General features: G+C 71.6%; 21 protein-coding genes and 1 tRNA gene. 11 read left to right on the top strand and 11 right to left on the bottom strand.

Features of this window, described 5'->3' with window-relative positions; genetic code table 11:
- The first annotated feature begins 2 nt into the window (after positions 1-2).
- Both BLT59_RS24855 and BLT59_RS24850 read left to right on the top strand, forming a co-directional pair.
- A complete protein-coding gene (locus BLT59_RS24855) occupies positions 3-1304 on the top strand; it encodes an alpha/beta hydrolase (protein ID WP_175544126.1) in 1302 nt (433 codons plus the stop codon).
- 228 nt (positions 1305-1532) lie between these two features.
- Positions 1533-3785: a TonB-dependent siderophore receptor gene (locus tag BLT59_RS24850; RefSeq protein WP_091787124.1), complete on the top strand. Its 2253-nt coding sequence runs from the start codon at positions 1533-1535 to the stop codon at positions 3783-3785.
- A 77-nt stretch (positions 3786-3862) separates the two neighbouring features.
- On the opposite strand, the gene BLT59_RS24845 is transcribed toward BLT59_RS24850, so the two are convergent.
- From BLT59_RS24845 to BLT59_RS24805, 8 genes are all read right to left on the bottom strand, one after another.
- The gene (locus BLT59_RS24845) at positions 3863-5407 is read right to left on the bottom strand and encodes a PhnE/PtxC family ABC transporter permease (protein ID WP_091787121.1); all 1545 of its coding nucleotides are present in this window, start codon (positions 5405-5407) and stop codon (positions 3863-3865) included.
- Positions 5407-6087, bottom strand: a complete 681-nt coding sequence (locus BLT59_RS24840) for an ATP-binding cassette domain-containing protein (RefSeq protein WP_244514135.1) — start codon at positions 6085-6087, stop codon at positions 5407-5409. The genes BLT59_RS24845 and BLT59_RS24840 overlap by 1 nt, the downstream gene beginning before the upstream one ends.
- A 5-nt stretch (positions 6088-6092) precedes the next feature.
- Complete coding sequence (locus tag BLT59_RS24835) at positions 6093-6998, bottom strand: putative selenate ABC transporter substrate-binding protein (RefSeq protein ID WP_091787118.1); 906 nt, start codon at positions 6996-6998, stop codon at positions 6093-6095.
- Between the two features lie 486 nt (positions 6999-7484).
- Entirely contained in the window at positions 7485-8810 is a 1326-nt protein-coding gene (locus BLT59_RS24825; RefSeq protein ID WP_091787115.1) for an adenylate/guanylate cyclase domain-containing protein, read from the bottom strand.
- A complete protein-coding gene (hflX, locus tag BLT59_RS24820; protein ID WP_091787112.1) occupies positions 8810-10222 on the bottom strand; it encodes a GTPase HflX in 1413 nt (470 codons plus the stop codon). Before hflX ends, BLT59_RS24825 begins: the two co-directional genes overlap by 1 nt.
- A gap of 275 nt (positions 10223-10497) precedes the next feature.
- A complete protein-coding gene (gene hfq / locus BLT59_RS24815) occupies positions 10498-10749 on the bottom strand; it encodes an RNA chaperone Hfq (protein WP_007563033.1) in 252 nt (83 codons plus the stop codon).
- Between the two features lie 196 nt (positions 10750-10945).
- The gene (locus tag BLT59_RS24810) at positions 10946-12310 is read right to left on the bottom strand and encodes a nitrogen assimilation response regulator NtrX (RefSeq protein ID WP_091787110.1); all 1365 of its coding nucleotides are present in this window, start codon (positions 12308-12310) and stop codon (positions 10946-10948) included.
- The gene (locus BLT59_RS24805; protein WP_091787107.1) at positions 12307-14787 is read right to left on the bottom strand and encodes a sensor histidine kinase NtrY-like; all 2481 of its coding nucleotides are present in this window, start codon (positions 14785-14787) and stop codon (positions 12307-12309) included. Before BLT59_RS24805 ends, BLT59_RS24810 begins: the two co-directional genes overlap by 4 nt.
- Positions 14788-15075: 288 nt before the next feature.
- Between BLT59_RS24805 and BLT59_RS24800 the strand changes: the two genes are divergently transcribed.
- From BLT59_RS24800 to BLT59_RS24790, 3 genes are all read left to right on the top strand, one after another.
- Entirely contained in the window at positions 15076-16137 is a 1062-nt protein-coding gene (locus BLT59_RS24800) for an oxidoreductase (RefSeq protein ID WP_091787104.1), read from the top strand.
- A 115-nt stretch (positions 16138-16252) separates the two neighbouring features.
- Positions 16253-16345, top strand: a tRNA-Sec gene (locus tag BLT59_RS24795).
- A 209-nt stretch (positions 16346-16554) separates the two neighbouring features.
- The gene (locus tag BLT59_RS24790; RefSeq protein ID WP_091787101.1) at positions 16555-16803 is read left to right on the top strand and encodes a hypothetical protein; all 249 of its coding nucleotides are present in this window, start codon (positions 16555-16557) and stop codon (positions 16801-16803) included.
- A 46-nt stretch (positions 16804-16849) separates the two neighbouring features.
- On the opposite strand, the gene BLT59_RS24785 is transcribed toward BLT59_RS24790, so the two are convergent.
- Positions 16850-17254, bottom strand: coding sequence for a hypothetical protein (locus BLT59_RS24785; protein ID WP_091787098.1), 405 nt, complete (start codon positions 17252-17254; stop codon positions 16850-16852).
- 168 nt (positions 17255-17422) lie between these two features.
- Between BLT59_RS24785 and BLT59_RS24780 the strand changes: the two genes are divergently transcribed.
- Together BLT59_RS24780 and BLT59_RS24775 are read left to right on the top strand one after the other, a co-directional pair.
- The gene (locus BLT59_RS24780) at positions 17423-17659 is read left to right on the top strand and encodes a DUF4170 domain-containing protein (protein WP_091787095.1); all 237 of its coding nucleotides are present in this window, start codon (positions 17423-17425) and stop codon (positions 17657-17659) included.
- 178 nt (positions 17660-17837) lie between these two features.
- The gene (locus BLT59_RS24775) at positions 17838-18782 is read left to right on the top strand and encodes a ribose-phosphate pyrophosphokinase (protein ID WP_012318471.1); all 945 of its coding nucleotides are present in this window, start codon (positions 17838-17840) and stop codon (positions 18780-18782) included.
- Between the two features lie 23 nt (positions 18783-18805).
- Here BLT59_RS24775 and glgX read toward each other — a convergent pair whose 3' ends face one another.
- Together glgX and BLT59_RS24765 are read right to left on the bottom strand one after the other, a co-directional pair.
- A complete protein-coding gene (gene glgX, locus BLT59_RS24770) occupies positions 18806-20926 on the bottom strand; it encodes a glycogen debranching protein GlgX (RefSeq protein WP_091787093.1) in 2121 nt (706 codons plus the stop codon).
- A 54-nt stretch (positions 20927-20980) separates the two neighbouring features.
- Entirely contained in the window at positions 20981-22402 is a 1422-nt protein-coding gene (locus BLT59_RS24765) for an alpha,alpha-trehalose-phosphate synthase (UDP-forming) (RefSeq protein ID WP_091787168.1), read from the bottom strand.
- A gap of 407 nt (positions 22403-22809) precedes the next feature.
- Between BLT59_RS24765 and BLT59_RS24760 the strand changes: the two genes are divergently transcribed.
- The 4 genes from BLT59_RS24760 to BLT59_RS24745 all read left to right on the top strand — a co-directional run bounded on the left by BLT59_RS24760 (position 22810) and on the right by BLT59_RS24745 (position 25025).
- Positions 22810-23331: a hypothetical protein gene (locus BLT59_RS24760; protein ID WP_091787090.1), complete on the top strand. Its 522-nt coding sequence runs from the start codon at positions 22810-22812 to the stop codon at positions 23329-23331.
- 4 nt (positions 23332-23335) lie between these two features.
- Positions 23336-23761, top strand: a complete 426-nt coding sequence (locus BLT59_RS24755) for a phage holin family protein (protein WP_091787088.1) — start codon at positions 23336-23338, stop codon at positions 23759-23761.
- 5 nt (positions 23762-23766) lie between these two features.
- Complete coding sequence (locus BLT59_RS24750; RefSeq protein ID WP_173009402.1) at positions 23767-24138, top strand: DUF3618 domain-containing protein; 372 nt, start codon at positions 23767-23769, stop codon at positions 24136-24138.
- Between the two features lie 110 nt (positions 24139-24248).
- Positions 24249-25025 carry a hypothetical protein gene (locus BLT59_RS24745; protein WP_091787082.1) on the top strand — a complete coding sequence of 259 codons (777 nt, stop codon included), beginning with the start codon at positions 24249-24251 and terminating at the stop codon, positions 25023-25025.
- The last annotated feature ends 15 nt before the right edge of the window (positions 25026-25040 follow it).

Genomic DNA, 25040 nt, shown 5'->3' with positions numbered 1-25040 from the left:
GCATGGCCGGCAACGGCATCGCGAACGGCGCCCTCGCGGCGCTGCTCGCCGTTCAGGGGCTCAGCCTGGCCGCGGGACTGGCGTCTGGGCCCGCCCGGGCCCAGGGGGCGGTCCCGGCCCAGCTGCCGGCGCAGGTCGCGCCCTCCTCCGCCGCCCCGCCGGGACCGCCCCGGCCGCAGCCCGAGGCGCCGGACCCGTCCGAGCCGGTGACCCGCGCCGGCTACTTCTACATCGGCGGCCGCTACGAGAAGCTCGGCGACAAGACCGTCATGGTCGGCCAGATGTTCGTGCAGTCGCGCAGTCCCGCCCGGATCACGCAGCCCTACCCGGTGGTGATGGTCCACGGCCTCGCCCAGACCGGCGTGAACTACCTCGCCACCGCGGACGGGCGGCCCGGCTGGGTGCAGCGCTTCGTCGAGAAGGGCTATCAGGTCTACGTGGTCGATCAGGTCGGGCGCGGGCGCTCGGGCACCAATCCGGAGGTCTACGGGCCCTACGACCGGCTCGGCACCCGCAGCCTGGAGCGCACTCACACGGCCCCGGAGGTCTACGACCTCTATCCGCAGGCCAAGCTCCACAGCCGCTGGCCGGGCGGGGCCGGCGTGCAGGGCAACGCCGCCTTCGACCAGTTCTTCGCCAGCCAGGTCCCGTTCCTCGCCAACAGCCAGCAGACCGAGGAGCTGGTCGACCCCGCCCTGGTGGCGCTGCTGGACAGGATCGGCCCGGCGATCCTGCTGACCCACGGCCAGGGAGCCCTGTTCGGCTGGGCGGCCTCGGATGCGCGGCCGGACCTCGTGAAGGCGCATGTCGCCGTCGAGCCGAACGGGCCGCCCTTCTTCGACGTGCAGTTCCGCGGCGGCAAGGAATTCTGGGAGAAGACCGGCGACGGGCGCGCCCGCGCCTATGGGCTGACCCGCATGCCGCTGACCTTCGAGCCGCCGGTCAAGGCGCCCGAGGACCTGAGCGTGGCGCAGCCGGCCAAGGGGGCCGACGCCAAGTCTGACGCCAAGTCCGACGCCAAGGCGCCGGACGGGCGGATCCGCTGCTGGCTGCAGGGCGAGCCCGTCCGGGCCCTGCCGAACCTCGCCAGGGTGCCGACCGTGGTGGTGACCGCGGAAGCCTCCTTCCACGCCACCTACGACGACTGCACGATCGCCTTCCTGACCCAGGCCGGCGCCAGGCCGGACGTGGTCCGGCTGGCCGACCAGGGCCTCCGCGGCAACGGCCACATGATGATGCTGGAGGCCAACAGCGACGCCGTGGCGGATGTCCTGGCCGGCTGGCTCGCGGACCGCGTGAAGTAGCCCCGCCGGGCCGCGACCGCCGCGCCACCGATACGTGTCGCAACAGCAACAGCCGTCGCCTTCCGCGTGAAGGCCGCTTGCGGACGGGCCCGGCTGTCCGTAGTCCGGATAGAGAAAAGGCAAATATTACAGTAGTTTATCACAATTCTAAACAGCGCGGCTGAGGCGTCGGGGGCGAATCCGGCGGGCGCGGCCGGCTGCCCGCAGCGTCGCATCCGGCAAGAGACCATGAGAGCCGCCCACCCCTTCCCCAGCGTCACCCTGCGGGCCCTGCTCGCCGGCGCCTCGCTCGCCGTGCTGGCGCAGGCCGCGCCGAGCTTCGCTCAGGACGCGACGCCGCCGCGCCGCGGCACCGCCAACCCGGCGGCCGGCGGCACCGTGCAGCTCGAGGAGCTGAGCGTCACCGGCCAGGGCGGCGGCGGTCCGGCCTCCGCGGTCCGCGCCGGTGCGCCCGCGCGCCCCGTGGAGAGCCCGACCGGCCCGATCGACGGTTACGTCGCCCGGCGCTCGGCCACCGCGACCAAGACCAACACGCCGCTGATCGAGACGCCGCAATCGATCACGGTCGTGGGCCGCCAGCAGATCGACACGCAGAACGCCCAGACCCTGCAGCAGGCGACGCAATACGTCGCCGGCACCTATGCGGGCACCTTCGGGGCGGATTCGCGCCTCGACTATTTCCAGCTGCGCGGCTTCGTGGCGAGCGATTACGGCCTCTACCGGGACGGCCTGCAGCTCCTGAACTACGGCTTCGCGTATTACCGGATCAACACCTTCGGGCTGGAGCGCGTCGAGGTGCTGCGCGGCCCCGCCGCGGTGCTGTTCGGCGCCGGCAATCCCGGCGGCCTGATCAACCAGGTCACCAAGCGCCCGACCGAGAGCCCGTTCGGGCTTATCGAGGTCGGCGGCGGCTCCTTCGACCAGCGCTACGCCGCCTTCGACGTCGGCGGCCCGGCCGACCGGGAGGGCCACTGGTTCACCCGCCTCACCGGCTATGCCCGCAACGGCGGCACGCAGGTCCAGGGCGCGCCGGACGACAGCTACTACATCGCGCCGGCCTTCACCTATAAGCCGGACGGGGCGACCCGGTTCACGATCCTGTCGAGCTTCCAGCACGACAACACGGCGGTGACCTCGAACTTCCTGCCCTATTACGGCACGGTGAAGCCGACGGTGCTGGGCCTGCGCATCCCGCGCTCGCTCAATGTCGGCGATGCCGGCTTCAACACCTTCCGGCGCGACCAGGCCTTCATCGGCTACGAGTTCGAGCACGCCTTCGACGAGACCTGGACGGTCCGCCAGAACGCCCGCTACGCCTTCGCGGAGAGCTACCAGAACTCCTATATCGGCCAGCTCGGCTACGCCGATCCGCAGCAGACGCAGCTCGCCCGCTACCTGTTCCGGGACCACGCCAAGGTCGCCCAGCTCGACGTCGACACCCAGGCCGAGGCCCTCTTCTCCGACGGCTTCTTCCGGCACGACTTCCTGATGGGCGTGGAATACCGGAACTTCCAGATCCACGACAACCAGGCTTCGGGCTTCCCGGGCCCGAACCTCAACATCCTCGCGCCGATCTACGGCCCGCAGACGGTCTCGGCCTCGCCCTACCTGATCCAGGCCGACTCGTTCCAGCAGGTCGGCCTCTACTTCCAGGACCAGATCAAGCTCACGCCGGAGCTGAGCCTGATCCTCGGCGGCCGTCAGGACTTCGTCGACAACCGGGTCTACGACCGCCTGACGCCCGCCAACAGCAACGGCCGCAACGACAGCGCCTTCACCTACCGGGCGGCGGCGATCTACAATTTCGACTTCGGCCTCGCGCCGTACGTGATGTACTCGACCTCGTTCCAGCCGCTGATCGGCACCGACATCAACGGCCAGACCTTCAAGCCGGAGACCGGCGACCAGATCGAGGGCGGCGTCAAGTTCGAGCCGCCGGGCCAGGGCTATTTCCTGACCTTCGCCGGCTTCGACATCCACCGCAACAACGTGCAGACCCCGAACCCGCTGAACACGCTGTTCCAGACCCAGATCGGTGCGGTGCGCTCCACCGGCTTCGAGTCGCAGCTCGTGGCCAACCTGTTCGACGGGCTCAACGTGGTGGCCTCCTACACGGTGTTCGGGATCAACACCGTGCGGGGCAACCCCGGCCAGCTCGGGCGCGTGCCGGTCAACACCCCGGAGAACTTCGCCAACCTGTTCTTCGACTACACGATCCCGACCGGCGACTGGCGCGGCTTCGGCTTCGGCGGCGGCGTGCGCTATATCGGGCGCTCCTTCGCGGATGTCGGCAACACCCTGCGCCTGCCGGATTACGTGCTGTTCGACGCGCAGGTGCATTACGATTACGAGAACTGGCGCTTCCAGGTGAACGCCACGAACCTCGCCGACCGGCGCTTCGTCTCGTCCTGCCAGGCGGAGAATTCCTGCTTCTACGGCGACGCCCGGCGGGTGCTGGCGAAGGTCAGCTACAAGTGGTGAGGCGGCCGGGGCGGGCCCGTGAGCGACCGCCCGCAGCGTGGTGACCCGCTTCCGCTCGCAAGGACGGCGGCGCCCGGTCAGCCGTCCGCGGCCTCCGCCCCGGTGATCGGCTGGGGCCCGGAGAGCCGGGTCGGCAGGGCATCGATCCGCAGGGACCGGCGCAGCCCCCGGGAGAAGGCGTCGACCGCCACCGTCACCAGGGCGGTGGCGGCGATCAGCAGAGCGGCCACGTCGAGGCGCAGCTCCGAGATCGCCGCGTCGACATAGAAGCCCAGCGTCGTGACCCCCAGGATGCCGAAGATCGTGCTCTCCCGCAGGATCAGCTCCCAGCGGTAGAGCAGGTAGGCGAGGAACTGCCCGTAGAGGCGGGGCACGGTCTCGTAGGCGTAGAGGTCGAGGCCCCTTGGCGCGTCGGCCCGATAGGGGATCGCGTCGGCGTGCCGGCCCATCAGGTAGGCGACGATGCCGGCATTGTGCAGCGCCAGCGCGAGGATCGCCGGCAGCATCGAGGGGCCGAGCAGCTGCAGGCCGAGATAGGCCAGCATGTATTCCGGCGTGGAGCGCACCACCACGAGGAGCACCCGCCCCAGGGGCCGCCCGACCGGGCCGGCGAAGCGCCGCGCGGTCAACGGGAACAGGGCGAGGGCCCCCAGCGCCGTGGCCGCCAGCGCGATCTGCGCCAGGACCAGGGTCTGGGCGGTGCCGGGCAGGACCTGCTCGGTCAGGATCGGGCGCAGCCAGGCCCAGAGCCGCGCCCAGGTCTCGGGTTCGGCGAGAGCGGCGCCCCGGAGCGGCGCCGGCACGATGTCGTGGCCGAGGAAGCGCGCGAGGCTCGGGCCGATCGCGGCGCTGCCGATGCTCGGGGGCAGGGCCAGCGCGGCGCCGACCAGCAGGACAGGCACGGTCCGGGCACGCACCCAGAGCCGGCGGCTGCCGATCAGGACGTAGAAGATCAGGAGCAGCGCCCCGGCCTCGGCGTAACGGCCCTGGCGGAACGCGGATTCGAAGGCGAAGCCCAGGGTCGGCAGGCCGATGAAGCCGAGCACGAGGCTGGAGCGCAGGCCGCATTCCAGGCGATAGAGGGTGTAGTCGCGCATCCGCCCGGCGACCTCGGGCAGGCGGGCGTACAGGAAGGCCGAGACCGCGCCGGTCCCCGCGGGCAGGGTCCGGATCGCCGCCAAGTCGGCCTCCTCGATCAGCTCGGCATAGACCTTGGCGCAGATCCCCGCATAGGGCAGCGCGATGGCGAGCACGCCGGTGGTGGCCGAGAGCCCGAAGACCTGCATCAGCAGCAGCGCCCAGAACAGCTCGTGGACGGCGCGGATGCCGGCGCAGGCAAGGCGCACCGTCCGCGAGCGGGCGAACGGGATCGCGAGCAGCAGGCCCGTCCCGGCGCCGAGCCCGACGCCGAGCATCGCGGAGGCCACCGTGGCGACGACGCTCCAGCCCTCGACCGCGAGGAAATCGGGCCGGATCAGGCCGCCGAGCAGGCGAGCGAGGTCGGCGAACGGATGGAGCGTCGTGACCTGCAGGTCCGCAACCAGCAGGCCGGCCAGCGCCGCCGCCAGGAACCAGCGGCTGACCGCGGCATAGCCGCGCCGCGGCAGGAACGCGGCGCGCATCAGGCGGCCTCGTAGAAGGGGCGCAGGCGCGCCGGATCGAGGCCGGCCGACGGCGCGTCGAGGACGATCCGGCCCGCCTCCAGCACCACGATCCGGTCGGTCTGGGCGAGCGCCAGGGCGACGTCGTGGAGCGCCAGGATCAGGGTCTCGTGGCTCGCCGCCAGCTCGGTCAGGATCCGCGCGCCCTGCTGGCGGTCGAGCGCCGAGACCGGCTCGTCACCCACCAGGACCGGCCGGCCGTTGTAGAGGGCGCGGGCCACCGAGACGCGCTGCTGCTGGCCGCCGGACAGTTCCCCGGCCCGCGCCCAGAGCGTGTCCGCCAGCCCGACCCGGTCGAGGATCTCCTCCACCGCGGCGACGTCGTCCCGCGCCGGCCGGACCAGAGTGCGCAGGTTGTGCAGGGTCGAGCGCCGGTCGAGGCGGCCCATATAGACGTTGTGGAACACCGAGAGCGGCCCCACCAGGGCGGCGGCCTGGGGCACCAGGGCCACCCGCTCGGGCGCCTGCCCGTGGATCAGGCCGATCAGGGTCGACTTGCCGGCCCCCGAGCGGCCCATGAGCGCGACGCGCTCACCCGCCCGCACGGTCAGGTCGATGCCGGAGAGCACCGGGCGCCCGCCATAGGACGCGGAGGCGTTCTCGAGGACGATGGCCGCCCCGTCTTCCACGCCGCCCGACACCGGCCTCAGTCCAGCAGGCCGGTGGAGCGCCCGACCGCGACGAGGGGCTCGTAGGCGGCGTTGGTCACGGGGATGAACGCCGAGCGCCCGAACGGCTCCAGGATCGCCGGATCGGTGATGCCGGTCAGGGCCGAGCGCAGCCTCTCGGTGAAGCCGGCGCCGTAGGTCTGCTCCACGTCGCCCCGCACGGTCCATTGGTAATCGGGGAAGGTCGGGCTCTCCCAGATCACCGAGACGGCTTGTCGGTCGACCTTGCCGGCCTTGGTGTCGAGATCCCAGACCGAGTAGTCGACGGCGCCGGCCGCGAAGGCGCCGGACTGGACCAGCTGGATCGTGCGGGTGTGGTCGCCCGAGAAGCCGACCCGGGCGAAGACCTGCTCGGGAGCCTTCCCCGGGAAGGCCTGCCGGATGAAGTATTCCGGCATCAGTCGCCCGGAGGTCGAGGCGCGGGCGCCGAACGTGAAGGTCTTGTCCTGGATGTCCTTGGGGAAATCCGGCCCGCGCTTCAGCCCGGTGGCGGCGTTGGCGATGACATAGGTCTTGAACGCCGCGTCCTCGGCGCCCTGCGCGATCGCCTGGGAGCCCGGCACGGCCTTGCGCGCCTGGACGCCGGTGAAGCCGCCGAACCACGCGAGCTGCACCTGCCCGTTGGTGAAGGCGGTGACCGCCGCCGGGTAGCTCTTCACCGGGACGTAGCGCACCGGCACGCCGAGCTGGGCCTCCAGATAGACGGCGACCTTGCCGAAGCGCTCGACCAGGCGGCTCTCGTCCTGGTCGGGGATGCCGGTGAAGACGAGGGGCGGGACCGCCCGCCCCTCCTGCCCCCTCTCCTGCGACAGCGCCGGACCGGCGGCGGCCAGGGCCGCGCATGCACCCAGGGCGAGCCGCCCCCACAATCCCGCTCCCCGCATCGCGTCCTCGTGGCACCGCGCCCACGCACCGTGGGCTCTCGATCCGGCGGACGTCGCAGAACACGCTGCGCCCGCTCCGTCAGGCACCCCGGATCGCCGAAAACCGGCCGAACCGGAAGTTGCCGGATATCCGCTCCGCTCCGTGCGGCCGGAAACCGTCGGGTCCGGACGGTTCAGCGGTGAGGGCGATGATGACGGGGCATGCGGTGGGCCCGGCGCATCGTCGCGCGCGACTCCGTCCGGGCATTGCGGTGCATGCCGCCGGAGCGGTCGCTGCCCTGCCCGGCCGCGTTCCGGTCGAGGCCGTCGCCCGGGGCGGCCAGGCCGGGCCGGCGGTCGCGAAGACGAGGCCGAGCGTCGCGCCGAGCATGATCCTGTTCATGGGGAGATGTCCGTCCGCGGCCCTGTGCCGCGCCGACCGAACGGATCGCCCCGGCCCGGTTCCGAACCGGCCGGCGACCACGCTGCGGCAACCTGCGGCGGGCCTCACACGCCCGGCGCCACCGCGATGGAGAACAGGCTGAGGGGCTCCGGCAGGGCGGCCTCCGGCACCGGCACGGCGCGGATTCCGGCCGGAAGACTCCCGCCGAGCAGATCCAGGAAATCCCCCGAGGCGGCGACCTCGATCTCGGCCGCCTTGGCCTGGGTCTCGATCCGCGCCAGGGCGTTCATCGCCGGACCCAGCACCGTGTACTCGGCCCGGACCCCGTCGTCGAAGACGCCGACCAGGAGATCGCCCGCATGCAGGGCGATCACGAGCCGCAGGGGGAAGAGCCCCTCCCGGGCGCGGGCCGCGTTGAGGGTCGCGAGCCGGTCGCGGATCGACAGGGCGCAGGCCAAGGCCGCGCGCGCCTGGACATCGGGGTGGCCGACGACGAACTGCACCAGCACGGCATCGCCGATATACTTGTCGACGAGGCCGCCCTGCTCCGCCACCGCCGCCTGGGCGGCCGCCCGGACGGCCAGCAGGGCCGTCACCATGGTCTCCGGCGGGTGCTCGCGGCTCAGGCGGGAGAAGCCGCGGATGTCGAGGATCATCAGGCAGGCATGGCGCCGGTGGACGCCGAGGCCGGAATCGCCGTCCTCGGCGGCGAGGTCGAGGGCCACCGTGTCGGGCACGAAGCGGGCGAGCTGGGTCCGCTCGTGCTCCATGCGCAGGGCCCGCGCCACCGCCGCGCGCAGGCGGATCATGCCGTCGACCACCAGAAGGCCCGCCGCCATGAAGGTGGCAAGTCCCGTGAGCTGCGCGGTCGGGAAGGTGTCGGCGTTCGGGAACAGGTCCGGATGCAGCAGGCCGACCAGGAAGGCCGCGCTCCAGCAGAGGGTGACCACGCCGCAGAACAGCAGCGTCTGCGCCACCCGCATGCTCAGGCCGGTCTGGAGCAGGAGCAGGAAGGCGGGCAGGCGGCTCACCGCATCCGCGCCGAGGCCTGCCCCGCCCCCGGCCAGCATGTGCTCGATGATCACGTAGACGGCGAGGCCGGCATTGAGCCCGGTGCCGGCCCAGCTGTAGAGGTTGGCGGCGGGGCCGCCGCCGCGCTCCCGGAGCCCGAACCAGACCGTGCCGAGGCCGTAGAGGCCGAGGATGAGCCAGTGGCTCAGGGCGTGCAGCGAGCCGTCATAAGCCTGGGCTGCCATCAGCAGCACCAGGACGATCACCACCCGCAGGCCGAGCAGGCGCAGGCCGCCGCCGGCCTGCATGGCCCTCAGAACCGCTTCGTCGTCCGATCCCGGATCCACCCTGCCCTCGGCGGGCGCCCGCGCGGCCTGCAGGCCGGGAAGCGGCGGATTGCCGAAACCGCCCGAGGCCATCAGCCGCCCCGGCCGAGGCGCCGGGCCGCCGCGAAGCGGTTGAGGAAGCGCGGTTCCTTCTCGGGGGCGATCCGGACCGCGAGGTGCAGGGTGCCGTCGGCCTCGGACCGGCGGTCGAGGATCTCGGCGTTCTCGTAGAGCCAGTTCAGCGCCGCCCCGTCCTCCGGCGGCAGCGCCACCGCGAAGCTCGCGCGGTTGCGCCCGATCCGGGCCTCGATCCGGGCCGACAGGGCCGCGAGCCCCTCCCCGGTCAGCGCCGAGACCAGGACCGGCGCGGCGCTGTCGCGGTCGTTGCGCGCCTTGGCCTGGCCGCTGAGGTTCAGGAGCCGCGTGCGCTCGTCGTCGTCGAGGAGGTCGGCCTTGTTCCAGACCTCGATGATCCGGTCGGCGCTGGTCTCGATGCCGAGCTCGCGCAGCACCTCGCCGACATCCTCGGCCTGGGCCTCGGAATCGACGTGGGAGACGTCGCGCACGTGGAGCAGCACGTCGGCCTCGATGGCGTCCTCCAGGGTCGCCCGGAAGGCCGCGATCAGCGGCGTCGGCAGGTCGGAGATGAAGCCCACCGTGTCGGACAGGATCACGGTCTCGCCGTGGGGCAGCTTGGTCGCCCGGGCGGTGGGGTCGAGGGTGGCGAACAGCATGTCCTTGGCGGTGACCTCGGCGCGGGTCAGGGCGTTGAACAGGCTCGACTTGCCGGCATTCGTGTAGCCGACGAGCGCGACGATCGGGTACGGCACCCGCGCCCGGCTCTGCCGGTGCAGGCCCCGGGTGCGCACCACCGCGTCGAGGTCGCGCTCGATCCGGGTCATGCGCTCCTGGATCATGCGCCGGTCGGCCTCGATCTGGGTCTCGCCGGGGCCGCCCAGGAAGCCGAAGCCGCCGCGCTGGCGCTCCAGGTGGGTCCAGGAGCGCACGAGCCGGGACTTCTGGTAGGCGAGGTGGGCGTGCTCGACCTGGAGGGTGCCCTCGCGGGTCGACGCGCGCCGCCCGAAGATCTCCAGGATCAGGCCGGTGCGGTCGATGACCTTGGCGCCCCAGGCCTTCTCGAGGTTGCGCTGCTGCACGGGCGAGAGGGCGCAGTCCATCACCACGAGGCCGATCTCGCGGGCGCGGATCAGGCCGGCGATCTCCTCGACCCGGCCCTTGCCGAGATAGGTCGAGGGCCGGATCCGCGGCAGGCTGATCGCGAGGCTCTCCAGCACGTCGAGTTCGATCGCGGCGGCGAGCCCGGTCGCCTCGTCGAGGCGCGCCTCGACGGAGCGGGTCGGCGCGGCCTGTGCCGGGCCGGTCCCGTAGGCGCCGCGCGCGAGATAGGGGCCGATCACCAGGGTGTGGGTCGCCGCGGCGATCTCGCCCTCGGGGGCGGCCTGCGCCTGGAGGCGGGCTTCGCCGGACGTCAGCGTTTCGGTCATGCAGCCTTTGGACGCCGCCGGCAGGCCGGCGGTTTCATTCGAGAGGTCGGAGTCGACAGAATGGGGATGCGGGCGGGCCGGGCCAAGATGCCGGGACGGGACGGCCGCGGATATCCGTCGGCGGGACGGCGCCCGTCACGCCCCCGCCGTGGCTGCGCTGGTCACGCAACGGCTCCCGCAAGGCGCGACAGACCCCCGCACCCGCTCGGGAGGGAGCCGCGCTCCCCATCCCGATCCCGGTCGTCGGATCCGTTCCGCGCCGCGGCCGCCGACCCTCACGCCTTCTCGGCGGTCTCGTCCGGCTCGAACAGCTGCACGGGATGGCCCGGCATGATCGTGGAGATCGCGTGCTTGTAGACCAGCTGCGAGTGCCCGTCCCGGCGCAGCAGCACGCAGAAATTGTCGAACCACGTCACCACGCCCTGGAGCTTGACGCCGTTGACGAGGAAGATGGTCAGCGGAATCTTGTTCTTGCGGACATGGTTGAGAAAGGTGTCCTGAAGGTTCTGTGCGCGTTCGCCCGCCATCTTCTTAGCCTTCTTGTTGTCCCGGCTCGCTCGGCCCGGGATGGGTATGCCGCGGACCGGATCGTCCGATCATCCGGTCCAGAGCCGTGTATACAAACACCATGACGACGTGAAAGCGTGGGCGCAAGCAACCCCCGTTCCAGCCGATCCGTGACGGATCGGCCCCGCCCTCAACGCGCCCCCCGGCGCCGCGGCCTCAGGGGCCGATGCCGAGGGACTTCAACTTGCGGTGCAGGGCCGAGCGCTCCATGCCGATGAACTCGGCGGTGCGCGAGATGTTGCCCGAGAACCGCGCGATCTGCGCCACGAGGTACTCGCGCTCGAAGATCTCGCGGGCCTCCCGGAGCGCGAGGCTCATCAGCTTCTCGCCGCCCGCGCCGCCCGGCGTCGTCGGCACCAGGGCGCCGATCTCGGAGGGCAGCATCTCCGAGGTGACCTCCTGCTCCGGGTCGGCCTGGGTCAGGATCATCAGCCGCTCGACGTTGTTCTTGAGCTGGCGGACGTTCCCCGGCCAGTTGTGCGACTGCAGCACCGCCATCGCGTCCTCGGCGATCCGGCGCTTGGGCAGGCCGGTCTGGGACGAGATGTTGTCCATGAAGAACTGGATCAGCTCGGGCACGTCCTCGCGGCGCTCCGACAGGGCCGGCACCCGGATCGGCACCACCGACAGGCGGTGGAACAGGTCCTCGCGGAAGCGGCCGGCGGCGATCTCCTCCTGGAGGTCCCGGGATGAGGACGAGATGATGCGCACGTCGACATGCACCCGGGTGGTGCCGCCGACCCGTTGAAAATTCTGGTCGACGAGGACGCGCAGGATCCGGTTCTGGGTCTCGCGCGGCATGTCGGCGACCTCGTCGAGGTAGAGGGTGCCGCCATGGGCCTCCTCCAGGGCGCCGACCCGCCGGCCGGTCTCGCCCTCGACGCCGAACAGCTCCGCCTCCATGGTCTCGGGCAGGATCGCGGCCGCGTTGAGCAGCACGAACGGGCCGTTCGAGCGGGCCGAGGCCTTGTGCAGGCTGCGCGCCGCGAGCTCCTTGCCGGAGCCCAGCGCCCCGGTGATCATCACCCGGGCGTTGGTCGGCGCCACCCGGTCGAGGGTCTGGCGCAGCTGGTTGATCGCCAGGGAGCCGCCGACGATCCGGTTGGTGGCGCCGGAGCGCGCCGTCAGGTCGCGGACCTCGCGCCGGAGCCGGGAGGCCTCCAGCGCCCGCTCGGCCACCAGGATCAGCCGGTCGGCCTTGAACGGCTTCTCGATGAAGTCGTAGGCGCCCGCCTTGATGGCCGAGACCGCGGTCTCGATGTTGCCGTGGCCCGAGATCATCACCACCGGCAGGTCCGGGTTCGCCGCCTTGATCAGGTCGAGCACCTGCAGGCCGTCGAGCCGGGAGCCCTGCAGCCAGATGTCGAGGAAGACGAGGTGCGGCCGGCGCGCCTCGATGGCGGCGAGCGCCTCGTCCGAGCCGCCGGCCGTGCGGCAGCGGTGGCCCTCGTCGTCCAGGATCCCGGCGACGAGGTCGCGGATGTCGGCCTCGTCGTCGACGATCAGGATATCGGCGCTCATGCGTGCATCTCCGCGATCCGGGGGGCCGTCGGCGCGGCGCCCTTCTCCTCTGTCGTGACGGGACTTGTCTCAGGGGCCGCCGCCGGCTCGGGCCCGTGCTCCCGCGGGACCCGCATCCGCACCTGGCCGCCGCGGCCGGCGGGATTGTCGTTCAGCTCGATCCCGCCGCCGTGCTCCTCCAGCACCTTGCTGACGATGGCAAGCCCCAACCCGGTCCCACCCTCGCGGGTGGTCATGTAGGGCTCGAGCAGGCGCTGGCGCCCCTCGGCGGGGAATCCCTTGCCGTTGTCGGTGACGGCGATCACCGCGAACCCGTCCTCGACGGCGAGGCTCAAGGCGATCTTGCCCTTGCCGAGTTCGGCCTCGGGCACCTCGGCCACGGCCTCGACGGCGTTCTTGAGGATGTTGGTGATCACCTGGCTGAGCAGCCGGATGTCGAAGGCCGCCACGATCTTTTCCGCATTGCCGGCTCCGCCCTGGGCCGAGAACGCGAAGTCGATGTCCGGGTGCGCCACGCGCATCATGAACAGGTTCTGCTTGGCGATCTCGGTGAGGTCGTTCGGTGCGATGGCGGGCTTGGGCATCCGCGCGAAGGCCGAGAACTCGTCGACCATGCGCTTGATCTCGTCCACCTGACGCACGATCGTGGCGGTGCACTGGTCGAACACCTCCTTGTCGGTGGTGATGACCTTCCCGTACTTGCGCCGGATCCGCTCGGCCGAGAGCTGGATCGGCGTCAGCGGGTTCTTGATCTCGTGGGCGATGCGGCGCGCCACGTCGCCCCAGGCGGAGCTGCGCTGCGCCTGGACGAGGTCGGTGATGTCGTCGAGCGTCACCACCGAGCCGCGGGACGCGCCCTGCGCCTGCTCGCTCGTGACCCGCACCGTGATGGTCCGCTCGCCGCGCGACCGGGTGAGCTGGATCTGCTGCTGCTGCAGGCTGCGCGGGCGCGCCTCGCTCTCGGCCAGCACGGGCGCGAGTTCCGGCACCGCCTGGGCGAGGGACTGGCCGACCAGGGCGTCGCTCTCCAGGTCGAGCATGCGTTCCGCGGCCGGGTTGGCGATGGTGACGAAGCCCGCCGCGTCGAGGCCGATCACCCCGGGCGAGACCCCCGAGAGCACGGCTTCCGTGAACCGGCGGCGGGTGTCGATCAGGTCGCTCGCGGCGATCAGGCCGGCATGCTGGCGACGCAGCTCCTGGGTCATCTTGTTGAAGCTCTCGCCGAGATGGGCGAGGTCGCCGCTGGTCTTCTTGGTCGGCACCTGGGCGTAGAAATTGCCCGACGCCACCTGATCGGCGGCGTTGATCAGCCGGCGGATCGGCGCCACGAACCGGTTGGCGAAGTTCATCCCGAACCACACGGCCGAGAGCAGCGCGATCAGCGCGATCAGCAGGAACACCGACGCGAAGGTGATCTGGATCGAGCGCCGCAGCGAATCGTAGGTGAGGTACTCGGCCGCCGCCGCCCGGGACACGCCCGGGAACTCGATGGCGAGCTGGCTGACCTCCCGCTGCACCATCAGCACGGCGTCGTCGTAGGCCGGCATGCGCAGCAGCGCGGCGAAGACGCGGCCCTCGGTCGGCAGGAGACAGATCGGGTCGGCGGAATTGGCCGCGTCCTCGAAGGCCGCCGCCGAGGGCAGGCGGTTCGTCTTCAGGACGTCGATCTTGGCCCGGGCCACCACCTCGGTGGGGCCGCGCATGATCTGCGCCACCGGCAGGCCGAGATTGGTCGCCCGGGTCGTCAGGAAGGTCTGGAACCAGTCCCGGTTCACGTCGAAATTCGGCCGGGCCCGGGTGAGGTCGTCGGCGAGGATGCGGATCTCGCGGGCGAGGCTCTGGCACTGGTTCTCCTGGTAGGCGTCGGCCACCTCCACGGATTTCAGCACCACGTCGCGGACCCGGTCGGTGAAGCCGAGCGACAGGCCCCGGTCGATCGTCACGGACGCCACCACGGCGAGCAGGATCGTCGGCAGGATCGCGATCAAGCTGAACAGGCCGACGATGCGGGTGTGCAGGCGTGCGACCGCGGCGTTGGCCTTGCGGGCGTGCAGGAAGACCCGCGCCTCCCAGGCGATGATGACGGCCAGCCCGAGCACCAGGGCGGCGTTGATGGCGAGCAGCGTCACGCCGTAGGCCGGCGTCGGCGTCACCCGGATCACCCCGGCCAGGATCAGGAAGGTCGCCAGCGCCGAGACCAGGGCGGTGACCACCATGGCCGCGCCGATCCAGCCCGGGCCGCGCGGGCCCGGCCGCAGGGATTCCGCCAGGGGCGTGCCGGACGGCGGGGATGCGTCCGAACCCGCGGGCATGCCCGAACCCTGCTGGTCCGCGGCCGGCGGGCCAGCATCTTGGCCAGCGGCTTGGGCCAGGTCTTGGCCAAGGTCTCGGCCAAGGTCTCGGCCAGCCCCGTCGCCTGCCCTCTCGGGCGCCGGCGTGGAGCCTTCCTCTGTCCGTGAGCGTCTCAGGAACGGCATGACTGGTGCAGGGCCACAACAGTGTGGCGGAATTAATACGAATCCGGGCGTCGAGGCGGCGGTTCGGCGGCGCGATCCGCCGCAGGCGGCGGCCTCGAACAGCGTCCGGACCGCGAATCCGGGCCCCGGAGCGCGGCCCACGCCCTCCGGGGGAGATCCGCGCGGGCGGTCCAGCCACGGGCAGCCTGCGGGGTGTAGGATGGCGCGGTGAGGCCGGCGGCGCCGGGATCCCGGGGCCTGCGTGGCGGCGGGTCTCGGCCTCGCCCGGGAAAGCCGGGAGGCGCGGCGATGCGTGCAGATCGACGGATCCGGGTCGGCCTGATCGGCTACGGCTATTCCGGCCGGACCTTCCATGCCCCCCTCATCGGCTCGGTGGCAGACCTCGACCTCCGGCTGGTGGGCTCGGGCGCGCCCGCCCGGGTCCTGGCCGACCTGCCCGACGTGGCGGTGGTCGCCGATCCGGTCGCGGTGGCGACGTCGGAGGCCGTCGACCTCGTCGTGATCGCCACCCCGAACGACACCCACGCGCCCCTGGCGCAGGCCGCCCTGGCGGCGGGGAAGCATGTCGTGGTCGACAAGCCCTTCACCCTGGACCTTGCCGAGGCGCGCAGTCTGGCCGATGCGGCGCGGCGCGGAGGCCGGCTGCTGCGCGTCTTCCACAATCGGCGCTGGGACAGCGACTATCTCACCATCCGTCAGGCGATCACGGAGGGCCGCGTCGGCCGGGTCCGGCACTTCGAATCCCACTTCGACCGGTTCCGTCCGGAGGTCCGCGACCGGTGGCGGGAGGGGCCGGGCCCCGGCAGCGGGATCTGGTACGATCTCGGTCCGCATCTCGTGGACCAGGCGCTCCAGCTCTTCGGTCTGCCCGAGCGGGTGAGCGCGCATCTCGCGCGGCTCCGCCCCGGCGCGCAGGCCGACGATTGGGCCCACGCGGTGCTGGACTATCCGGGCCTGCGCGTTGTGCTCCATGCCAGCATGCTGGTCGCCGGCGGATCGCCCCGCTTCCTGGTGCACGGCGAGGCCGGCAGCCTGGTGAAGCACCGTTCCGACATCCAGGAGCAGCAATTGCTGGCCGGCCTGAAGCCTGGCGCCGCCGGCTGGGGCGAGGATCCGGACGGGCCGGAGATCCACGACGCGACCGGGCGGGTGGCGCGCGCGCCGGCGCTGGCCGGGGACCAGCGCGGGTTCTACCGCGCGATTGCCGAGGCGCTCGCCCGGGCTCCGGTCGACCAGACCGGGGCGCTGGAGGCCGTGCGCGTGATGGCCTGCATCGAGGCGGCGCTCACCGCGGCGCGCACCGGGATTGCGGTCGGCCTGACCCTGGCTCCGGAGGAGCGGGGGCCCTGACGCGCCGCCCCCGTCCGCTCCGGCCCGCGACCTTTGCGCGCTGGCATGCCGCCGCGGCCGCCGGCGGACGCCGTCGACCTTGACCCGTCCGGTGGCCGCTCGTAACCCCGGCCATGGAGGCGAACGGGGTCTGGTGGCCCTCCTGGTCTTCAAAACCAGTGGTACGCCAACAGCGTACGGTGGGTTCGATTCCCATCCGCTTCCGCCAGTCTTCCGATTTTCTCAACCGATAAATCAGTGTTCGCCGATATCCGGGCGACAGGCGCGATAAAGTTCGCAATACTCACTTATCGGAACCGTGGGGGTGCCGGTTCGTTTTCCGCGATCGATCCCGCGCTGGTGCCCCGTGAAGAACCGTTCCGCCGCCACCGTCCCGTCCCCGCCGGCCTCGGCCGGCCGTCCGCGCTGAGGCCGGCCATGCTGGACAGACTGGTCACGTTCCTCCCGCCCGGCGCCCGCGAGGCGTTGCGGACCCTGGCGGCGCGCGTGCCGGCCCGCATGCCGGCGCGCCGCCCGGAGCCGCAATCCGCGATCCTGCCAGGCTTCGACACGCGGCCCGCCGCGATGGCGCCGCTGCATCCGCCCGCCGCCATCAACGACAATCCGCTTCAGGCCGTCCACGAGGCCGTCGAGCGGGACCTGCGCGCCAGCGGCCACCTGCGCTGACGTCGGGCCAAGGCACGAGCGAAGGGGCGCGTCGCGGGCCTGTCCGTCAGCGCTTGGCCCGCGCGGGGCTCTCGGAGATCGTCCCGGGCTCGATCCAGTGGCAGGCCGTGGTGCCGCGCACGGCGGCACAATCGTAGCTCTGGCCGCCCAGCGTCACCTTGTCGACGATGCCGGTGAGTTCCGCGCGCGCCAGCGCCGCGCAGCCGAGATGGTCCGCCTTCGGATCGGCCAGATGCGCCGCGGCAGCCGCAGCGCCGTCGCGCATCAGCATCCGGTAATTGGCGAGCGACGGGCAGCCGATCACCGGCGGGCCGCCCCGCCGGTCGGGGGCGTTCCTGTCGGATCCGGACCGGCCCGGCGCGCGGGGCGCCTGCTGCGCCAGGACCTGCACCGCGCTGAGGCTGACGGCCAGCGCGACGGGGACGAGCAGTGCGAGCAATCGGCGTGTCATGGGCCGCTCGTAGCATGACGCATCGGGGGTTGCGCATCCGCCGCGGCGCCGCGGCCGGAACCCGCCATCGCGCAGACCTGCGGCGGGCTCAGGGCTCGGCTGCGGATGTTCAGGCTTGACCGCAGGCCCGCCATTTGCGAGCGCCGCTCTGGAACGGGAGGACCGGCCATGACGACGGAAATCGACAGCGACCAGAAGCTGCATCTGGTCTTCGGCGGCGAACTGCAGGACCTCGACGGGGTCCGGTTCCGGGATATCAAGAATCTCGACATCGTCGGCATCTTCCCGGATTACGCCTCGGCCCAGGCCGCGTGGCGGGCCAAGGCCCAGGCCACCGTCGACAGCGCGCAGACGCGCTACTTCGTGGTGCATCTGCACCGGCTGCTGGAGCCGCCGGCTCCCTGAGCACCGCCCTCCGCATGCACGGCGCCGATCCGCGGCGCTTGCGGGACGGCCGTGAAGGCATTGTGACACTTCCTGCCCGCTGCTAAGAGCCTCGCCCGTCATCGGATCGTTCCGGCCCCTCGGGAGACCGGTCTAGACAAGAGCGGCGGAAGGTCCGGCCGCGAGTGAGCGGCCGCCCATGAAATCCTCGATCAAGATCATCGCCGGGAATGCCAGCCGGCCCCTGGCCGAGGCGATCGCGGCCTATCTCGAATTGCCGCTGGCCAAGTGCATGGTCCGGCGCTTCGCCGACATGGAGATCTTCGTCGAACTCCAGGAGAACGTGCGCGGCGAGGACGTGTTCATCGTCCAGTCGACCTCGTTCCCGGCCAACGACCACCTGATGGAACTGCTGATCATGATCGACGCGGCGCGCCGGTCCTCGGCCCGGCGCATCACGGCGGTGATCCCGTATTTCGGCTATGCCCGGCAGGACCGGCGCACCTCCGGCCGCACGCCGATCTCGGCCAAGCTGGTGGCGAACCTGATCACGGAAGCCGGCGCCGACCGCGTCCTGACCCTCGATCTCCACGCCGGCCAGATCCAGGGCTTCTTCGACATCCCCACCGACAACCTGTTCGCCGCCCCCGTGATGGTGCGCGACATCAAGGAGCGGCTGCCGAGCGCCGACCGGATGGTGGTCTCGCCGGATGTGGGCGGCGTGGTCCGCGCCCGCGCCATCGCCAAGCGGATCGACTGCCCGCTGGCCATCGTCGACAAGCGCCGCGAGCGCCCGGGCGAGTCCGAGGTGATGAACATCATCGGCGAGGTCGAGGGCCGCTCCTGCATCCTGGTCGACGACATCGTCGATTCGGGCGGCACCCTGGTGAATGCCGCCGAGGCCCTGCTCAATGCCGGCGCCAAGGACGTCTCGGCCTACATCACGCACGGTGTGCTGTCGGGGGGCGCGGTCTCGCGGATCGCCGCCTCGCGGATGAAGGAGCTGGTGATCACCGACTCGATCCAGCCGACGCAAGCCGTCAAGCTCGCGCGCAACATCCGGGTGGCGACCATCGCGCCCCTGCTCGGCGAGGCGATCGGGCGCACGGCGACGGAATCCAGCGTCTCCAGCCTGTTCGACTGACGGGCCGTCGGGGGCGTCGCCCCCTATTCCCCCGGCATCCCGCCGCCCCGGTTTCCGGTCACCGTCCCCGGCGCGGTGAGCACCAGGACCGTGCGCCCCGGCAGCGGCACGGTCCCGCCGGCCGCGACGGCCGGCGCGTCGGGCGCGCGGGCGCCGGCCGGCTCGCCGGTGTCGAAGACCGGTCTCCACGGGCCGCCGACCACCGGGGCAAGGCGGAACGGGACGGCCTCCGCCCCGGCATTGAACAGCATCAGGAGCCGGTCGCCCGGATCGCCGTCGTTGCCGATCTGCATGCCGAACACCTGAAGTCCGTCGTCGGACCAGTGGCGGACCTCCATCTCGATGCCCTCGGGGGAGAGCCAGTGCACGTCGCGCAGGGGCTCGTCGGGATCGATCAGCGCGCCGGTGAAGAAGCGCCGCCGCCGCAGGGCCGGCTGGGTCCGGCGCAGGGCCAGCAGGTTGGCGACGAACTCCGTGAGGGCGGGGTCCGGATCGACGCTCCAGTCCATCCAGCTCGTCGGGTTGTCCTGGGCGTAGGCGTTGTTGTTGCCGCCCTGGCTGCGGGAGCGCTCGTCGCCCATGAGCAGCATCGGGACGCCCTGGGCCAGCATCACGGTCGCCAGCATGTTGCGCTTCTGGCGGGCGCGCAGGGCGAGGATGGCGGAATCGTCGGTGTCGCCCTCGACGCCGTAATTGCGGCTTACGTTGTGGTTGTGGCCGTCGCGGTTGTCCTCGCCGTTGGCCTCGTTGTGCTTGTGCTCGTACGACACCGTGTCGGCGAGCGTGTAGCCGTCGTGGCTGGCGATGAAGTTGACGCTGGCGAGCGGCGAGCGCCGGGACGGGGCGAAGACCTCGCGCGAGCCGGTCAGCCCCTGCGTGACCTTGGCGAGCGTGGCGGAATCGCCCTTCCAGAAGCCCCGCGCGGCATCGCGGAACTTGTCGTTCCACTCGCTCCATCCGCGCGGGTAGCCGCCGAGCTGGTAGCCGCCCTCCCCGATGTCCCAGGGCTCGGCCACCATCTTGACCCGGGCCAGAACCGGGTCCTGCGCCACGGCCTGGAAGAAGGCCGCCTGGGGGGTGAAGGCGAGCGGCGCGCGCCCGAGGCTCGAGGCGAGGTCGAAGCGGAAGCCCGCGATGCCGTAGGCGGTGACCCAGTGGCGGAGGGAATCGAGCACGAGTTGCATCACCCGCGGGTGGCTCGCGTCGAAGGTGTTGCCGCAGCCGGTGCAGTCGAGGTTGCGGCGCGCATCGGCCGAATCGAGCTTGTAGTAGCTGGCGTTGTCGATGCCGCGGAACGACAGGGTCGGGCCGGTATGGTCGCCCTCGGCGGTGTGGTTGTAGACCACGTCCATCCAGGTCTCGATCCCGGCGGCATTCAGCTCCCGGATCGCCGCCTTCAGGCCGCCAAGGCCGCCCTCCCCGAGATAGCGCGGCTCCGGGGCGAAGTAGCCGAGGGGTTGATACCCCCAGAAATTGACGAGGCCCTTCTCGACCAGGAAACGGTCATCCGCGAAGGCCTGGATCGGCAGCAATTCCAGGGCGGTGACGCCGAGCTTGACGAGATGCGCGATGATCGCCGGGTGGGCGAGTGCCGCGTAGGTGCCGCGCTCCGCCTCGGGGATATCGGGATGGGTGCGGGTCAGCGCCTTGACGTGCGCCTCGTACACCACCGTCTCGGCGAGCGGCCGGCGCACCGGATTGAGGGCGAGGTCGGGCACCTCCGGGGCCGTGACGACGCATCTCGGCATGTAGACCGCGCTGTCGCGCCGGTCGATCCGGTCCTCGCGTCCGCCGCGGCGATGGCTGTAGAGCGCGTCGTGCCAGCGGATCCGGCCGCGGATCTCCCGCGCGTAGGGGTCGAGGACGAGCTTCGAGGCGTTGAACCGGTGGCCGGAGGCCGGATCCCAGGGACCGTGCACCCGGTAGCCGTAGAGCTGGCCCGGCAGCACCCCGCGCAGGTAGCCGTGCCAGACGTCGTCGGTCCGGCAGGGCAGCCGGACCGTGCGGGTCTCGTGCCGCTCCCCGGGCTCGAACAGGCAGATGTCGACCGCGGTGGCGTGTTCGGAGAACAGCGCGAAGTTGACGCCGCGCCCGTCGAAATGGGCGCCGAGGGGCGCCGGCACCCCGTCATCGACGGCGATCATGCGGGGCGTCCGGTCACGCGGATGGAGGCGGGCGGAAGCAGCGGGCGGCGCCGGCTATTCGGCGGCCGCGGCGGCGGTGGGGGGCTCGCGCTCGATCGTGCGGAAGTTCTCGAGTTCGGCCAGGAAGTTGCGCGCCCACCAGTCGACATCCTCGCGGGTCATGCGCTCGACCATCGGCTTCCACCGCGCCAGCCGCTCCGCCTTCGGCATGTAGAGCGCGGCCCGGATCGCCTCGGCCACCTCGAATCGGTCGTAGGGGTTGATCAGCAGCGCCTCGGGCAATTGCCGGGCGGCGCCGGCGAATTTCGACAGGACCAGAACCCCCGGATCGTCCTCGCTCTGCGCGACGACGTATTCCTTGGCGACGAGGTTCATGCCGTCGCGCATCGGCGTCACGAGCCCGACCCGGGCGGCCCGGTAGAGGCCGGCCAGGACCGGGCGCGGATAGGCCTTGGTGATGTACTGGATCGGCGTCCAGGCGGGGTCGCCCAGCGAACCGTTGATCTCGCCGACCTTCTCGTTCACGTCGCGGGCGAGCTGCTCGTATTCCGGCACCTCGCTGCGGGATTTCGGCGTGATCTGGATGTAGGTGACGTTGCCGCGCTGGTCGGGATTGGAGGCGAAGAAGCTCTCCACGGCCTCCATCCGCTCGGGCACGCCCTTGGAATAATCGAGCCGGTCCACGCCGATCAGCAGCTTGCGGGTGCGCAGACCCGCGATGGTCTCGCGCACGACCTTGTTGGCATTGGCCTTCTCGGCCGCCTCCTTGAAGCCGGCGACGTCGATGCCGATCGGGAAGGCGCGGATCCGCGTGCGGCGGCCGTCGACCATCAGCGAGCCGCCGCCGAGCGGTATCGCCCGCTGGGTGTCGACGAGGTTGCGCTGCAGGTTCTGGACGTCCGCCTCGGTCTGCAGGCCGATCAGGTCGTAATCGACGATGGCGCGCAGCAACTCGCCGCTCGCCGGCAGCGAGTTGAACACGTCGGCGGCCGGCCACGGGATGTGGTGGAAGTAGCCGATCGGGTTGTCGAGGCCGAGGCCGCGCAGCTCGGCCGCCAGCGGCAGCAGGTGGTAATCGTGGACCCAGATGATGTCGTCGGGCTCGACCAGCTTGGCCAGCGCCCGGGCGAAGGTCCGGTTCACGCGGCTGTAGCCGGCATAGTCCGAGCGCGAGAAGGCGCCGAGCCCAAGCCGGTAATGCATGATCGGCCACAGGGCGCGATTCGCGAAGCCGGCGTAATATTCGAGGTGGTCCTGCGGCGAGAGATCGACGACGGCGTACTGGACCCGGCCCCGGTCGATCAGCGTCGGCTCCTCGGAGGGCTCCTCCGTGATGGTGCCGCTCCAGCCGAACCACAATCCCTCATAGGCCGTGAAGGCCTCCTTGACCGCGACGGCGAGGCCGCCCGCCGCCACCGCCTTGCCGCCCTCTTCCGGGACGGCGACGCGGTTCGAAACGATCACAAGGCGTGCCACGCGGGTCGACTCCGGATCAGGGGCGCGGGTCGGGTCGAGGATCTCGCCGCGCCTGCATCGGGACATCACTACTATGCCAGAACGCGCGGAGTCCCTGCGCGATCCTTTGTTGGGTCGTGAGGCAACCCAAGCGTGAAGCCGGGCGCGGGTCAAGTCGAGGCCTTACCGTTCCGGGACAGGGCGGCCGCTCCGTCCCGATCCGGCACGTTGTGCAAGCGTGGCGGTTCTGGCAGACCTTGTCTGAACGTCGACTGAGCGGTGCCGCGCGGGCATCGGACCGGGTGCGGACAGCGGAACTGCGCACACGGGACCGGAACCCGTGACAGCCGAGTCGGTTACTCAGCCATCGCGGGGCCCGCGGTCGCCGCGAGCGGCCCCGCCCCCGCGCCGCGAGGAGTGTTTTCGAGATGGCCGGCAACGAGTTACCGCAAGGCACCCCTGCGGACCCCATCGCGGATCCGCATCGCGAGGCGCCGCACACCGCCTCGGAGGAGCGCGCCCAGTGGCGGGCCCTGCAGGGCGACGTCGAGGGGCTGGCCGACGTGGCGGCCGAGCGCGGCCGCGGCCTGCTCGATGCGGCGCGGCTGCAGGCCCAGACCTACGTCGAGCAGCGCAAGAGCGACGCGGCGCAGTCGGTCCACGATCTGGCCCAGACGATCCGCAATTCCGGCCGTGACCTCGGCGACAAGCCGAACGTGCGTGCCTTCTTCGACAGCGCCGCCGACGGGCTGGAGCAGCTCGGCTCCTCGATCGAGCGCCGCAGCCTCGGCGACTTCTACAGCGAGGCCGAATCCTTCGCCCGGCGCGCGCCGGTGGCGGTGGCGGTCGGGACCTTCGTGGCCGGCCTGATCGCCGCCCGCTTCATCAAGTCGTCGAGTCTGCCGCCGGAGGCGCCGGACGGCGATGCCCGCGACAGCTTCCGGGCCTGATGCCATGACCCTCGGCTCCGACCCGCGCCAGACAGGCCCATCCGCCGGCCCCTCCAGCATCCAGAGCCTGATCGGCGACGCCCTGCGGGAGACCAACGAGCTCGCCCGCAAGGAGATCGCTCTGTTCCGGGCCGAGATGGCCGGCAACATCCGGCAGCTGATCGTCGGGCTTGCCTGCATGGTCGGCTCGGCCGTGTTCGCCGTGGTCGCCCTGCTGGTCCTGATCGGCGCCTTCGTGAAGTGGCTCGCCACCATCGTGGGCTCCGAATGGCTCTCGGCCCTGATCGTCGGCGGCGTGCTGCTGGTCCTCGCCCTCGGGATGGCCCTGTGGGCGCGCAGCGTCCTCTCCCTCTCGACCCTGGCTCCGAAGCGCACCACGCGCCAGGTCCGCCAGGATGCCCAGGCCCTCTCGGAGCGCGTGTCCGGATGAGTACGATGAACGACCTCGAGAAGGAGATCGAGGAGAGCCGGGCGCGGCTCGACGACACGATCGACCGCATCCAGGGCCGGCTCTCGGTGCCGAACCTCGTGGACGAGATGCTGGGCAATGCCCGACGGGTGCCGGCCCTGAACAGCACCTACGATACGGCCCTGGAGGCGGTGCGCCGCAATCCGGTGCCGGTGCTGCTGATCGCGGCCGGCGTCGGCCTGCTGTTCAACCGGATGGCGAAGGATGCCCAGCGTCGGCGCACCGAGGTGTCGGCCGCCCGCGTGCCCACCCTGAACACCGGCGCGGCCCGCGGCTACGACCCCGACCTCCCCACGGTGCGCCCGGCCCGCGATCCGCTGGACACGACCGAGATCTGACGCTCGGGCTCCGAGACCGGGCCGGACCCGGGACGAGACACCGCACGTGCCCGGACGGGCAGACCGGCGCCGAAGGCGGGCCGCCGAGACCGACATTTGAGGACAGTGCCATGACCGACAAGCCGGGTATCCCCTCCAGCACCCCCGAGCAGCTCGCCGCCGAGGCGGGGATGCCGCACGGCGCCGGCGACAAGAGCCTGCGGCCGGATCCGGCCGGCCTCGGCGACCCGGGCGCGCCCGGCACGGCGGCGGGCGACTTCACCCTCCGGCCCGATCCGCGCGGGCTGCACGATCCGCTCCCACAGGGCGCGGCGGCGGGCTCGCACGACGCGGCTTCCGCCGCCAAGGACGGGATCCGGGCGGCGGGCGACCGCGCCGCCGAATTGGCCGGGCAGGCGCGGCAGACCGTGTCGGGCCTCGCCGACGACATCAACGACCGCCTCGGCGGTGCGGCCGATCAGGCGCGCGACCGCGCCGCCGCGGCCTATGACGACGCCCGGGAGCGGGCCGGCGCCCTCCACCGCCGCAACATGCGGGCGCTGGACGACCTGACCAATCAGGGGATCGAGGGCCTCAACCGCGGCCGCTCCGCCGTCGAGCGCTTCGTGGACGACAACCCGCTCCTCGTCGGCGTGGTCGGCGTCGCCGCCGGCCTGCTGCTCGGCGCGCTGCTACCGCGCACCCGCCAGGAGGACCGGAGCATCGGCCCCTGGGCCGACGAGGTGCGCGACCAGGGCCTGCGCTACGCCCGCGAGGTGACCAATATCGGCCGCGAATTCGTCCAGACCGCCCTCGATCCGGACAATCTCAACGCCGCCGCCCGCAAGGTCACGGATCCGGACGACCACACGCCTCCGGCGGGGGAGCGGACGCAGCATAATCTCTGATCCGAATCTCTGATC

The organism is Methylobacterium sp. UNC378MF (assembly GCF_900103195.1).
In the GTDB taxonomy this organism is placed as follows: domain Bacteria; phylum Pseudomonadota; class Alphaproteobacteria; order Rhizobiales; family Beijerinckiaceae; genus Methylobacterium.
Note: the sequence above shows the minus strand (reverse complement) of the source record. Positions and strands in the feature narration are given on the sequence as shown.

Excerpts from the sequence above, each read along its gene's own strand:
- BLT59_RS24855 (WP_175544126.1), top strand. The coding sequence starts at position 3 with ATGGCCGGCAACGGCATCGCGAACGGCGCCCTCGCGGCGCTGCTCGCC.
- BLT59_RS24850 (WP_091787124.1), top strand. The coding sequence starts at position 1,533 with ATGAGAGCCGCCCACCCCTTCCCCAGCGTCACCCTGCGGGCCCTGCTC.
- BLT59_RS24845 (WP_091787121.1), bottom strand. The coding sequence starts at position 5,407 with ATGCGCGCCGCGTTCCTGCCGCGGCGCGGCTATGCCGCGGTCAGCCGC.
- BLT59_RS24835 (WP_091787118.1), bottom strand. The coding sequence starts at position 6,998 with ATGCGGGGAGCGGGATTGTGGGGGCGGCTCGCCCTGGGTGCATGCGCG.
- BLT59_RS24825 (WP_091787115.1), bottom strand. The coding sequence starts at position 8,810 with ATGGCCTCGGGCGGTTTCGGCAATCCGCCGCTTCCCGGCCTGCAGGCC.
- hflX (WP_091787112.1), bottom strand. The coding sequence starts at position 10,222 with ATGACCGAAACGCTGACGTCCGGCGAAGCCCGCCTCCAGGCGCAGGCC.
- hfq (WP_007563033.1), bottom strand. The coding sequence starts at position 10,749 with ATGGCGGGCGAACGCGCACAGAACCTTCAGGACACCTTTCTCAACCAT.
- BLT59_RS24810 (WP_091787110.1), bottom strand. The coding sequence starts at position 12,310 with ATGAGCGCCGATATCCTGATCGTCGACGACGAGGCCGACATCCGCGAC.
- BLT59_RS24805 (WP_091787107.1), bottom strand. The coding sequence starts at position 14,787 with ATGCCGTTCCTGAGACGCTCACGGACAGAGGAAGGCTCCACGCCGGCG.
- BLT59_RS24800 (WP_091787104.1), top strand. The coding sequence starts at position 15,076 with ATGCGTGCAGATCGACGGATCCGGGTCGGCCTGATCGGCTACGGCTAT.
- BLT59_RS24790 (WP_091787101.1), top strand. The coding sequence starts at position 16,555 with ATGCTGGACAGACTGGTCACGTTCCTCCCGCCCGGCGCCCGCGAGGCG.
- BLT59_RS24785 (WP_091787098.1), bottom strand. The coding sequence starts at position 17,254 with ATGACACGCCGATTGCTCGCACTGCTCGTCCCCGTCGCGCTGGCCGTC.
- BLT59_RS24780 (WP_091787095.1), top strand. The coding sequence starts at position 17,423 with ATGACGACGGAAATCGACAGCGACCAGAAGCTGCATCTGGTCTTCGGC.
- BLT59_RS24775 (WP_012318471.1), top strand. The coding sequence starts at position 17,838 with ATGAAATCCTCGATCAAGATCATCGCCGGGAATGCCAGCCGGCCCCTG.
- glgX (WP_091787093.1), bottom strand. The coding sequence starts at position 20,926 with ATGATCGCCGTCGATGACGGGGTGCCGGCGCCCCTCGGCGCCCATTTC.
- BLT59_RS24760 (WP_091787090.1), top strand. The coding sequence starts at position 22,810 with ATGGCCGGCAACGAGTTACCGCAAGGCACCCCTGCGGACCCCATCGCG.
- BLT59_RS24755 (WP_091787088.1), top strand. The coding sequence starts at position 23,336 with ATGACCCTCGGCTCCGACCCGCGCCAGACAGGCCCATCCGCCGGCCCC.
- BLT59_RS24750 (WP_173009402.1), top strand. The coding sequence starts at position 23,767 with ATGAACGACCTCGAGAAGGAGATCGAGGAGAGCCGGGCGCGGCTCGAC.
- BLT59_RS24745 (WP_091787082.1), top strand. The coding sequence starts at position 24,249 with ATGACCGACAAGCCGGGTATCCCCTCCAGCACCCCCGAGCAGCTCGCC.